This is a genomic window from Neisseria sp. P0009.S007 (assembly GCF_051962515.1).
On the sequence record NZ_JBQCVF010000060.1, the window covers coordinates 1 to 12,290 of the forward strand.

Annotated in this window: 13 protein-coding genes; 8 read left to right on the forward strand and 5 right to left on the reverse strand. The window is 50.5% G+C overall.

The features are described 5' to 3' along the window. The 6 genes from trpE to ACTHS3_RS07130 all read left to right on the forward strand — a co-directional run. The coding region (gene trpE, locus ACTHS3_RS07105; protein ID WP_440367526.1) for an anthranilate synthase component I at positions 1-1,440 on the forward strand (1,440 nt) is incomplete at its 5' end. A gap of 43 nt (positions 1,441-1,483) precedes the next feature. After that, the gene (locus tag ACTHS3_RS07110; protein WP_004519807.1) at positions 1,484-2,053 is read left to right on the forward strand and encodes an RNA 2'-phosphotransferase; all 570 of its coding nucleotides are present in this window, start codon (positions 1,484-1,486) and stop codon (positions 2,051-2,053) included. Positions 2,054-2,136: 83 nt separating this feature from the next. Next, the gene (locus ACTHS3_RS07115; protein WP_070625381.1) at positions 2,137-3,273 is read left to right on the forward strand and encodes a 5-(carboxyamino)imidazole ribonucleotide synthase; all 1,137 of its coding nucleotides are present in this window, start codon (positions 2,137-2,139) and stop codon (positions 3,271-3,273) included. Positions 3,274-3,344: 71 nt separating this feature from the next. Continuing rightward, entirely contained in the window at positions 3,345-3,827 is a 483-nt protein-coding gene (locus tag ACTHS3_RS07120) for a GNAT family N-acetyltransferase (RefSeq protein WP_004519810.1), read from the forward strand. Positions 3,828-3,862: 35 nt separating this feature from the next. After that, positions 3,863-5,839 (forward strand): DNA mismatch repair endonuclease MutL, encoded by a 1,977-nt coding sequence (mutL, locus tag ACTHS3_RS07125; RefSeq protein ID WP_070587751.1) that lies wholly within the window; start codon positions 3,863-3,865, stop codon positions 5,837-5,839. An 88-nt stretch (positions 5,840-5,927) separates the two neighbouring features. Beyond that, on the forward strand, positions 5,928-6,374 hold the full coding sequence (locus ACTHS3_RS07130; protein ID WP_004519812.1) for a hypothetical protein: 447 nt from the start codon (positions 5,928-5,930) through the stop codon (positions 6,372-6,374). Positions 6,375-6,443: 69 nt separating this feature from the next. Here ACTHS3_RS07130 and kdsA read toward each other — a convergent pair whose 3' ends face one another. The 3 genes from kdsA to ACTHS3_RS07145 form a co-directional block, all read right to left on the reverse strand. Continuing rightward, complete coding sequence (gene kdsA / locus ACTHS3_RS07135; RefSeq protein ID WP_003747068.1) at positions 6,444-7,286, reverse strand: 3-deoxy-8-phosphooctulonate synthase; 843 nt, start codon at positions 7,284-7,286, stop codon at positions 6,444-6,446. A gap of 74 nt (positions 7,287-7,360) precedes the next feature. Beyond that, positions 7,361-7,744 carry an aspartate 1-decarboxylase gene (panD, locus tag ACTHS3_RS07140; protein ID WP_128582724.1) on the reverse strand — a complete coding sequence of 128 codons (384 nt, stop codon included), beginning with the start codon at positions 7,742-7,744 and terminating at the stop codon, positions 7,361-7,363. A 78-nt stretch (positions 7,745-7,822) separates the two neighbouring features. Beyond that, a complete protein-coding gene (locus ACTHS3_RS07145; protein WP_128582723.1) occupies positions 7,823-9,364 on the reverse strand; it encodes a YdgA family protein in 1,542 nt (513 codons plus the stop codon). A gap of 175 nt (positions 9,365-9,539) precedes the next feature. Between ACTHS3_RS07145 and ACTHS3_RS07150 the strand changes: the two genes are divergently transcribed. Beyond that, positions 9,540-10,130: an aminodeoxychorismate/anthranilate synthase component II gene (locus tag ACTHS3_RS07150; RefSeq protein ID WP_003683598.1), complete on the forward strand. Its 591-nt coding sequence runs from the start codon at positions 9,540-9,542 to the stop codon at positions 10,128-10,130. Positions 10,131-10,218: 88 nt separating this feature from the next. Then, positions 10,219-11,247 carry an anthranilate phosphoribosyltransferase gene (gene trpD / locus ACTHS3_RS07155; protein ID WP_440367531.1) on the forward strand — a complete coding sequence of 343 codons (1,029 nt, stop codon included), beginning with the start codon at positions 10,219-10,221 and terminating at the stop codon, positions 11,245-11,247. A 64-nt stretch (positions 11,248-11,311) separates the two neighbouring features. Here trpD and ACTHS3_RS07160 read toward each other — a convergent pair whose 3' ends face one another. Beyond that, entirely contained in the window at positions 11,312-11,659 is a 348-nt protein-coding gene (locus ACTHS3_RS07160; protein ID WP_036490595.1) for a CsbD family protein, read from the reverse strand. Positions 11,660-11,778: 119 nt separating this feature from the next. Beyond that, positions 11,779-12,290 (reverse strand): SGNH/GDSL hydrolase family protein (locus ACTHS3_RS07165; protein ID WP_440367533.1); only part of this gene is annotated, 512 nt, incomplete at its 5' end.

The following is a 12,290-nucleotide window of genomic DNA, read 5'->3' on the forward strand; positions in this document are numbered from 1 at the left end:
CAAGGTTACAACCGCATTCCACTCGTTCAAGAGCTGCTTGCCGACTTGGACACACCGCTCTCAATCTACCTCAAACTTGCCAACAAGCCTTTCACCTACCTGCTCGAATCCGTTGTCGGTGGCGAACGCTTCGGCCGCTATTCCTTTATCGGCCTGCCTTGCAGCCACTATCTCAAAACCAGCGGCAAACATGTCGATGTGTATCAAAACGGCGAAATCGTCGAACAACACGACGGCAATCCCCTGCCCTTTATCGAAGCCTTCCACAACCGCTTCAAAACGCCCGAAATCCCAAGCCTGCCGCGCTTTACCGGCGGCCTGGTCGGCTATTTCGGTTATGAAACCATCTACAATTTCGAACATTTTGCCCACCGCCTGAAACATACAGCCAAAGCCGATCCGCTCGGTACGCCCGACATCCTCCTGATGCTCTCGCAAGAGCTTGCCGTAGTGGATAATCTAAGCGGCAAAATCTACCTGATTGTTTATGCCGATCCCTCTCAAGCCAATAGCTACGAACACGCGCGCGAACGTCTTGAAGACATCCGTACCCAGTTACGCCAAAGTTGCGCCATCCCGCTTTCCCTCGGCAGCAAGCAGACGCAAGCAGTCAGCGAATTTGGAGAAGAACCTTTCAAAGCCTGCGTCAACAAAATCAAAGACTACATCTTTGCAGGCGACTGCATGCAGGTTGTCCCCAGCCAACGCATGAGCATGGAATTTACCGACAATCCGCTTGCCCTCTACCGCGCCCTGCGTACGCTGAACCCATCGCCGTATATGTTCTACTACGATTTCGGCGATTTCCATATTGTCGGCTCTTCGCCCGAAATCCTCGTCCGCCGCGAATGCGACGATGTTATCGTCCGTCCTATCGCCGGTACACGCCTGCGCGGCAAAACACTAGCCGAAGACCTTGCCAACGAACAAGACCTGCTGAGCGATGCCAAAGAGATTGCCGAACACGTCATGTTGATTGACTTAGGACGCAACGACGTCGGCCGTATCAGTAAAACCGGCGAAGTCAAAGTCACCGACAAAATGGTGATTGAAAAATACTCCCATGTGATGCACATCGTCTCCAATGTCGAAGGCCGTCTGAAAGACGGCATGACCAACATGGACATCCTCGCCGCCACCTTCCCGGCAGGCACACTTTCCGGTGCCCCCAAAGTCCGCGCCATGGAAATCATCGAAGAAGTCGAACCGAGCAAACGCGGCATCTACGGCGGCGCAGTCGGCGTATGGAGTTTCAACAACGACATGGATTTGGCCATTGCCATCCGCACCGCCGTGATTAAAAACAATACCCTCTTCGTCCAAAGCGGCGCAGGCGTAGTTGCCGACTCTGACCCAACCTCCGAATGGCAGGAAACCCAAAACAAAGCCCGCGCAGTAATCCGCGCAGCGCAAATGGTGCAAGAAGGATTGGATAAATAATTTTCAGACGGCCTGCACTCTGAAATAAATAAACAACAAGATTATGATACTCAACGAAAAACAATTAAAATCCGTCAGCAAATTCCTCAGCTTTATCTTGCGCCACCATCCCGAGCAAATCGGCATTACTTTGGATAAAGACGGCTGGGTGGATATTGATACCCTACTGACGCAGGTAAATCATCCCGAGCGTGGCTTTACAGGTAATCCGCTGACCTACGAAGTATTGCTGGAAGTGGTCGAAAACAATGATAAAAAACGGTTTACCCTTTCTGAAGACGGCAAACGCATCCGCGCTGCACAAGGTCATTCGACGGCACAAGTTCAGGTTGAACACAAAGTGGCAACGCCTCCTCAGATTTTGTATCACGGTACGGCTGAGCGCTCTGTTCCGTCTATATTGGAACAAGGTCTGCATTCTGCCTCCCGTCATTTTGTCCATCTGTCTGCCGATGCCGAAACAGCCGTCAACGTCGGCTCTCGCCACGGCAAACCGGTTGTATTGACCATCGACACTGTCGCCATGCTTGCAGCAGGACATCAATTTTATTTGGCGGACAACGGCGTATGGTTAACTGAAAACGTTCCGCCGCAATTTATCGGCAAACTTTAAAACATCAGGCCGTCTGAAGCCGTAAAACCATTTTCAGACGGCCTGCAAACACCCTACCCAATTTCTTCATAAAGCGATTATCCATGAACACATCCCCCATCCTCCCTCCTGCTATGCTCGGCATTCTTGGCGGCGGACAATTAGGCAGAATGTTTACTGTTGCTGCCAAAACCATGGGCTACAAAGTAACCGTACTCGATCCCGACCCGAATGCGCCGGCAGCAGAATTTGCCGACCGTCATTTATGCGTGCCGTTTGACGACCAAACTGCTTTGGAAGAATTGGCAAAATGCGCGGCAGTTACGACTGAGTTTGAAAACGTCAATGCCGACGCGATGCGTTTTCTCGCCAAACACACCAATGTTTCCCCCAGCGGCGACTGTGTTGCCATCGCGCAAAACCGCATTCAGGAAAAGGCATGGATACGCAAAGCAGGCCTGCAAACCGCGCCGTATCAAGCAGTTTGCAAGACCGAAGACATCACTGAAGAAAGCATACAATTTCTGCCCGGTATCCTGAAAACCGCCACTTTGGGCTACGACGGCAAAGGCCAAATCCGCGTAAAAACATTGGATGAACTCAAAGCCGCGTTTGCCGAACACGGCGGCGTGGATTGCGTTTTGGAAAAAATGGTGGACTTGCGCGGCGAGATTTCCGTTATCGTATGCCGTCTGAACAATGACAACGTGCAAACTTTCGACCCTGCCGAAAACATTCACGAAAACGGTATCCTCGCCTACTCCATCGTCCCTGCACGACTGAGTGCCGACATTCAGCTACAAGCGCGACAAATGGCGCAGCGTTTGGCCGATGGGTTGAACTACGTCGGCGTATTGGCAGTAGAAATGTTTGTTGTCGGCGACACACATGAATTGGTCGTCAACGAAATCGCCCCGCGTCCGCACAATTCCGGCCACCATACCATCGACGCCTGCGCGACAGACCAATTCCAGCAACAGGTTCGCCTGATGTGCAACCTGCCTCCGGCTGACACCAAATTGCTGAGCTCTTGCTGTATGGCGAATATTTTGGGTGACGTTTGGAAGAAAGACGGCGACGAACCCGAATGGCTGCCGCTGCAAAGCAACCCGAATGCACATCTGCATCTTTACGGTAAAAAAGCCGCGCGCAAAGGCCGAAAAATGGGCCACTTTACCGTCTTGGCCAATGATGCGGACAACGCGTTCCAAACTGCACAAACCTTACATCAAAGCCTGTAACCTTACCCACTTTTTCAGACGGCCTTTGGTTGCCAAAGGCCGTCTGAAATCAATTTTTCCGACCATCCGCCATGAGCCTTCTGACCATCCTCCGTCCGGCAACCGAAAAAGACTGCCAAGCCATACACAACGCCCATCTGCATGCCGTTCAATACGCCTGCATCCGCAGTTACGATGAAACCATTATGCACGCATGGGAAAGTCTGCTCGACATCAACAGCTATTTGGAAACCATCTCCGATAAAAACAAAGCCTTGTGGGTGGTCGAATACAAAGGGCTGATTCAAGGCTTCTTCCAAGTCGATTTCAAAGAAGCGCAACTGGACGCCTTATACGTCCATCCGCTCTTCCACAATCTCGGCTTGGGCACGGCCCTGCTCAGCCGCTCCGAAGAAATGGCACGAAATGCAGGTCTCAGCTTTCTCAAACTGTATGCCTCGCTCAATTCCGTGCCTTTCTATCGCCTCAACCGTTATGAATCGCTCGGCACTGCCGTGTTGCAACTGAACAAAACCGTCCGCGTCGAATGCGAATTGATGCGCAAATACCTGTAAATTCCCCTTCCGCCGTTGCTTTTTGAAAGAAACCGATGTCCCGAATTGCCGCCCTGCCCGACCATCTTGTCAACCAAATCGCCGCCGGCGAAGTGGTCGAACGTCCTGCCAACGCCTTGAAAGAAATCGTTGAAAACAGCATCGATGCAGGAGCGACAACGATTGATGTCGAGCTGGCCGGCGGCGGTATCCGCCTAATTCGCGTCAGCGACAACGGCAGCGGTATCCATCCGGACGACATCGAGCTTGCGCTCCACCGCCACGCCACCAGCAAAATCAAAACCTTAAACGATTTGGAACACGTTGCCAGCATGGGCTTTCGCGGCGAAGGCTTGGCCAGTATCGCCTCCGTCAGCCGCCTGACCCTGACCAGCCGTCAAGAAGACAGTTCGCACGCGACCCAAGTCAAAGCCGAAGACGGCAAACTCAGCAGTCCTACGGCAGCCGCCCACCCCGTCGGCACCACCATCGAAGCTGCCGAACTCTTCTTCAATACCCCCGCGCGGCGCAAGTTCCTCAAATCTGAAAACACCGAATACGCCCACTGCGCCACCATGCTCGAACGCCTCGCTCTGGCGCATCCGCACATTGCCTTCTCACTCAAACGCGACAGCAAACAAGTATTCAAACTTCCTGCACAAAGCCTGCATGAACGGATTGCCGCCATTGTCGGCGATGATTTTCAGACGGCCTCATTGGAAATTGACAGCGGCAATGGCGCGCTGCGGCTTTATGGCGCGATTGCCAAGCCGACCTTTGCCAAAGGCAAAACCGACAAACAATACTGCTTCGTCAACCATCGTTTTGTCCGCGACAAAGTCATGCTCCATGCCGTCAAGCAGGCATACCGCGACGTATTGCACAACGCGCTGACGCCTGCTTTCGTCCTCTTCCTCGACCTGCCGCCCGAAGCCGTGGATGTCAACGTCCACCCGACCAAAACAGAGATCCGCTTCCACGACAGCCAGCAGGTGCACCAACTCGTGTTCCACACGCTCAACAAAGCCCTTGCCGATACACGCGCCGACCTGACCGAAAGCGTCAGCAATGCAGGCGAAGTGTTGCATGACATTACCGGCGTTACTCCTGCACCAATGCCGTCTGAAAACAACAGCGAAAATCTGTTTGATAGCGCATCCAACTACCCAACAGGCAACAAACCCGATACACGCAATGCCTTTGGTCCATCAGGCAAAACCGCGCCCATGCCCTACCAAGCCTCGCGTGCGCCGCAACAACGCAGCCTGTCTCTGCGCGAAAGCCGCGCGGCCATGAATACTTACGCCGAGCTCTACAAAAAAACCGACGACATCGACCTTGAGTTGAGCCAATTCGAGCAGGCATGTTTCGGTAATATGCCGTCTGAAACGCCTACTCCCCAAACAGATACGCCGCTTTCAGACGGCCTTCCCTCCCAATCCGAACTGCCGCCACTAGGCTTCGCCATCGCCCAACTCTTAGGCATCTACATCCTTGCCCAAGCCGAAGACAGCCTGTTGCTCATCGATATGCACGCTGCCGCCGAACGCGTCAACTACGAGAAAATGAAACTCCAACGTCAGGAAAACGGCAACCTGCAAAGCCAACGCTTGCTCATCCCCGTTACCTTCGCCGCGTCCCACGAAGAATGCGCCTCCCTTGCCGATCACGCCGAAACGCTGGCAGGCTTTGGCCTGGAATTGTCCGACATGGGCGGCAATACCCTTGCCGTCCGCGCAGTTCCCGCCATGCTCGGCAAAGCCGACGTCGTTTCACTGGCCAAAGATGTATTGGGCGAACTCGCCCAAGTCGGCAGCAGCCAAACCATCGAGGAACACGAAAACCACATCCTCGCCACCATGTCCTGCCACGGCTCAGTCCGCGCCGGCCGCCAACTGACTTTGCCCGAAATGAACGCACTCCTGCGCGATATGGAAAACACACCGCGTAGCAACCAGTGCAATCACGGCCGTCCGACATGGGTCAAACTGACTTTAAAAGAATTGGATGCGTTGTTTTTACGCGGACAGTAATACAGTAATAAAGAGCAGTCAAAAGCTTTAAAGCTCCCTGAAAACATCAATATGTGTTTTTAGATAGCTTATTTGCAAAATCTCGTCTATGAATAAAACCCTATTTTTCATACTGATCACCTTATTGATACAACCTGTTTATGCAGAAAAAATAAGATATGACAAACCTGAATATTGGCAATTAATCCATTCTTATCCCGATAAAAGTAAATCGATCTACGGTAATACTCTTATCCGATCGCTTTCACCCCAAAGTTTATTGATGGAGATACGTCATAAGAAAGCTAAGCCACTGCCTAAAAATAACTCAATAAATAGTCAAAAGAATATGATAGGAAAGGACTATATTAAAGCTCGTTTTAAACTCCAAATTGACTGTGAAAATCAAAAAATGGCATATGAAGACTTTGCATTTTTTGACAGTAAGGATCAATTGAGTGCATATGGAGTCCTATCTTCCGAAGAACTGCAATGGTTTGAAATAAAAAACAATTTAATTGCTGAAAAACTCTATCGCTTTACTTGTGAGTTTTGAATAAATGCAATAAAAAATACAAAAGGCCGTCTGAAAAAATGTTCAGACGGCCTTTTAACTTATTTGCCTTTAACGAATATCCATAGGCGCAAACGATTTCACGGTTTCATCGATTGCTTTAACACGGGTCAGGAAGTCTTCCAATTGCGCAAGCGGCAATGCGCTTGGGCCATCGCATTTGGCTTGGTCGGGATTGGCATGGGATTCGAGGAACAAACCGGCCAAGCGGGTTGCCATGCCGGCAAGCGCCAAGTCCAATACTTGGGCGCGACGACCGCCCGATGCAGCGGCACCGGATTCACGCGTTTGCAGGGAATGGGTTACGTCAAAAATAACGGGCAGGTTGTGACACGTTTTTTTCATCACGCCAAAGCCGAGCATATCGACCACCAAGTTGTCGTAGCCGAAGTTCGCGCCGCGTTCGCACAAAATGATTTGCTCGTTGCCTGCTTCTTGGAATTTCTCAACGATGTTTTTCATTTGAGACGGGCTGAGGAATTGCGGCTTTTTGATGTTGATGACATTGCCGGTTTTCGCCATTGCCACCACCAAATCGGTTTGGCGTGCCAAGAAGGCTGGCAGCTGAATGACATCGCAGACTTCGGCAACCGGTTGGCATTGGTAAGGCTCGTGAACATCGGTAATCACGGGAACGTTAAACTCGCGTTTCACTGCTTGAAAAATCTTCATGCCTTCATCCAAACCCACACCGCGGAAAGAGTGGATGGAAGAGCGGTTTGCCTTGTCGAAAGAGGCTTTAAAAACGTAAGGGATGCCGAGTTTATCGGTTACTTTAACGTATTGCTCACAGGCTTTCAGCGTAGAGTCGAGGTCTTCAAGGACATTGATGCCGCCGAAAAGGGTAAAGGGCGCATCGTTGCTGACGGTGATGTTGTTGATTTGGATATTCACGGCAAAGCCTTTCAGATAAGTTGAATTTGGGAAACAGGCCGTCTGAAACGTTTCAGACGGCCTTTGTTTGAATATTACAACACGGTGTGCGGCGGCTCATAAGAAATCACGTCGCGGATTTTGTTGTTCTCATCGACGAGGACGACTTTCGGCTCATGCGCTGCAATTTCGGGTTCGGACAACATGACGTAAGACATGATAATTACGACGTCGCCTTTTTGAACCAAACGTGCGGCCGCGCCATTGAGGCAAACAACGCCGCTGCCGCGTTCGCCGGGGATGGTGTAGGTTTCAAGACGTTCGCCGTTGTTATTGTTGACGATGGCGACTTTTTCGTTCACGCAAATACCTGCCGCATCCAGCAGGTCTTGGTCAACGGTAATGCTGCCGACGTAGTTGAGGTCGGCTTCGGTAACGGTGGCACGGTGGATTTTGCCGCCGAGCATGGTACGGAACATGGGTTTCCTTTTTGATTGTGGGTTGATTTGCGGTTTTAACTTCAGTGAAGCTAAAACCGCTGTTTGTGTGATTGAGGATTAGTTATTGGGAAAGTCTGATTCGTCAAACTCGGGTTCCGGGTCGCTTTGAAGGACTTTTCCGTTTAATTTCAACTCGCTGTTTTGCAGAGTCAGATGGGTTTTGACATTATCGTCTTCTAAGGTCAAATATTTTTCTCTTGCCATACTTTTGATGGTGCTGTCTACCATCAGGCGCAAGGTCTCGTTGATATCGTCGATGCTGGCGCGGCCTGCGGCTTCATCTTCGGCATTGACGCTAAACAGGCTGCTGGCTTGGTTGACGGCAAGCTGCTCCAACAATTTTTGCGGTACGCTCATGTTGAAGTCGGCTTCGGTTTTCTTCAGCATATCGCCCAGGCTGTTGAGGTCTTTGGCCGTCAAACCTTTAAAGGCAAGCTTGCCGCTGACATCGACATCACCATTAGGCATGGTAAATTTGAAAGTTTTGACGTTTAAAACCGGATTGTTGGTAAACAGACCCGAAGCCTCGTTTTTGGCCGTCTGAAGCAAAGAAGCCTGAATTTCCTCTTCGCTCATTTTCTTCACGGACACTTCGGCAATTTTGTTTTTCAATGCCAAAAGCGACGCGGCGTCTAAATGCTCGGCAGCGACATTAATGTCCAGAGGGCCGTATTTGTCTTCGCCATAGGTCAGGCTTTCAAATTGGAAGCGGCCTTCGCTGTTGATGAATTTATCGACTTCGCCGGTCTGGGTATCGAAACGCAGTTTGTTGACTTCGATTTTAGACGGAGCAATCGTGCCGGTCGGATTGATGAATGCACCGATTTGCAGATTGGTTACGAGGTTGACCAACTCGTTCAACTTAACGTTGTAATCGATGTTTTCTTTCCATTGCAGCAGGAATTTATCCAGCGTAATGCTGCTCTTACCCAAAGCAAGTTTGGTCAGGCCGTCTTCTGTTTCGGATTGGAAGCGCAGGTTTTCCAAAGAAACATCGCCTTTGTCGGCCAATTTGACTTGCAAAGACGGCGCAAGGTAATCGTGGCGATAGCTTTTGAAGCCTTGGCTGTAATCGGTATTGCCGCTAAAGCCTTTCCAGTTGAGCTTGATGCCGGAAAGCTCTTCGTAGTCGAAGGCGGGGATATTGAGGCTGAGTTTGCCGTCGCCGGAAAGGTAAACCGTATTGGTCATGGTCAACGGCGTTTGCTGGCCGAAGAAGCGGTCCAAAACCTTTTTGGTTTCCGGATGATATTGGAACTCGGTTTCCACGTGGGCGCGCGTACCGAAGCCGCCGGCAAACGGGCCGTGGGTTACGTGGTTGATGACCGTAATCGGCTCTTGCAGGACGGTTTTCAAATTGTCCGGCAGGTATTTTTGCGTATTTTGAAGCAGGGTCGGCTTGAGGCGGATGACGGTCGTCTCGGTTGAACTGAACCAGCCGCGATCGTATTGGTGGGATTCAACGGTCAGGAAACCGGATTCCTGCAACAGCTTTTGTTGCTCGGTCAGGCTTTCTTCCGCTTTGACACCGAGATAGTAAGGCGTGCCAAGCGCAGCGGCGATAACGACGGCGGCAGTCGGGATAAGATACTTTTTCATCACTTCAAACAGATTAGGTTCAAAGCGTAAAGCATAGCATTTTTTAGCTGTTTTGTCTTATCCGCCGTTTCAGACGGCCTTTAGGGGAAGATTGTGATATTATGCAAACATAAACGATTTTTACACTTTTGGCAGGCCTTACCCTGTCTGCCAAAATGTCATTAAAGGTTTGCAAATGCTTTTATTCATTGATAATTACGACAGCTTCACCTACAACATCGTCCAATACTTTGCCGAATTGGGGCAGGAAGTTTTGGTTCGCTGCAACGATGAAATCACCATCGAAGAAATCGAAGCCCTGAAACCTCAATATCTGGTCATCGGCCCCGGCCCTTGTTCCCCTAAAGAAGCAGGCATTTCTGTTGCAGCCATGCAGCACTTTGCCGGCAGGCTGCCCGTCATGGGCGTGTGCCTCGGCCATCAAACCATGGGCGAAGCGTTCGGCGGTAATGTCGTGCGCGCGCAAACGATGATGCACGGCAAAGTCTCCCCCGTTTTCCACCACGGCACAGGCATGTTTAAAGATCTGCCCAATCCGGTCAACTGCACGCGCTACCACAGCCTGGCCATCGACCGCGCCACCCTGCCCGACTGCCTCGAAATTACCGCATGGACGGAAGACGGCGAAATCATGGGCGTACGCCATAAAGAATATGCCGTCGAAGGCGTACAGTTCCACCCCGAAGCCCTGCTAACCGAACACGGCCACGATATGCTGAAAAACTTCCTGGAAGAATTTAAAGACTATCGTCCGCAAAAATCTTAATGAAAGGCCGTCTGAAATGTGTTTGACAATGTTCAAACCGCATTTTCAGACGGCCTGAATCACATCGGACACGAACAAAGGAAAAATCATGATTACCCCTCAACAAGCGATTGAACGCCTCATCAGCAACAACGAACTTTTCTACGATGAAATGACCGACCTCATGCGCCAAATCATGAGCGGCCAAGTTCCGCCCGAGCAAATCGCCGCCATCCTGACCGGCCTGCGGATTAAAGTTGAAACCGTTTCCGAGATTACCGCTGCAGCCAGCGTGATGCGTGAATTTGCCACTAAAGTGCCGCTGGAAAACGCCGATGACTTGGTCGATATTGTCGGCACAGGCGGCGATGGTGCCAAAACCTTCAATATTTCCACGACTTCCATGTTTGTCGCGGCTGCGGCAGGTGCGAAAGTCGCCAAACACGGCGGCCGCTCCGTTTCTTCATCCAGCGGTGCTGCTGATGTTATGGAACAAATGGGTGCCAACCTCAACCTCAACCCCGAACAGGTTGCCCAAAGCATTCAGCAAACCGGCATCGGCTTTATGTTCGCGCCCAACCACCACAGCGCCATGCGCTATGTTGCTCCTGTCCGCCGTTCGCTCGGCTTCCGCAGCATCTTCAATATCTTGGGCCCGTTGACCAATCCTGCCGGCGCGGCAAACCAACTCTTGGGCGTGTTCCACATCGACTTGTGCGGCATTCTTTCCCGCGTATTGCAACAGCTTGGTTCCAAGCATGTTTTGGTTGTGTGCGGCGAAGGCGGTTTGGATGAAATCACGCTGACCGGCAAAACCCGCGTTGCCGAACTGAAAGACGGCAAAATCACCGAATACGATATCAGCCCGGCCGATTTCGGCATGGAAATCCGCCGCAATTTGGACGAAATCAAAGTCGAAAACGCGCAAGAATCCCTGCAAAAAATGAACGAAGTGCTGGATGGCAAAGTCGGTGCCGCACGCGACATCGTCGTCCTCAATGCAGCCGCCGCGCTCTACGCAGGAAATGTGGTCGCATCGCTGGCGGACGGTGTCAAAGCCGCGCAAGAAGCCATCAACTCCGGCAAAGCCAAAGCCAAAAAAGACGAGTTTATCGAATTTGGCAAACAGTTTGCCTAAACTTTAAAACCATAAACAAAGGCCGTCTGAAAAATCTTTCAGACGGCCTTTTATTCTTTAAATATTAAAATTTGCTTTTAATATCATTAATCAAGCCTTCAGCTTTTTCTTTGGCTTCTTCAGCCAAGTGTGCTACTTTCTCTTTGGCTTCACCGGCTAAATGAGCTGCTTTTTCTTTAGCTTCACCTGCAAAGTTTTCTACTTTTTCTTTAGCCTCGCCTGCGAAGTGCGCCGCTTTTTCTTTGGCTTCACCTGCAAAGTTTTCTGCTTTTTCTTTAGCATCCGCAGCAACTTCTTTTGTCTTACCGACGCCTTGTTGAACTACGCCTTCAGCTTTGAGTTTGGAATCGTCAAGAACTTCGCCGGCTTTCTCTTTTACTTCACCGCTGATTTGATCTAATTTGCCAGTCATCATTTATTCCTTCTTAGTTTCATGTTGATAAGAGTAATCACTATACCCCAATAGATATTGGGTTGCAACTTAAAGTCTGTCTCAATATTAAAAACATAATAAAAATGGATTACGTCAAGTTAGCACAACTGTTTCAATATCGCTTCGGCTACTGCCTCGCCTATCATCTTACTGCCGAACTCATTGAAATGAAGTCCATCGCACAGCATCACATCGGTCAAATCCTGCTCAAACATCAGACTGTATAAATCATTGACGGTAAAACCATATTGCCTTGCCAAATCCTCCGCCACACGGTTATAGGCCTTCAAGTCGGCCAGATAGCGGCGCGAGGGTTTGACGATATTGTGTACGCTTTCCAAAAACGGCGTACTGCTCGCCCAAATAATTTTTGCCCCTGTCTGTTTCAGATAATCGAAAATTTGGGTCAGGTTGCTGCGGTAGGTTTCTATATCGGCCACCGGCCCGTTACAGCCTTGATTGTAGCGGATGTCGTGCAAACCGCAATTGATGTGGATAATGTCTCCCACAGTCGCGCCCTCTGTCCATTGCCTGATATGCTCTAACACATCATGCGACGAACGGCAGTTTTCCGATGGAGAAACAATATCCACCTCAGGCAAAGCGGCGC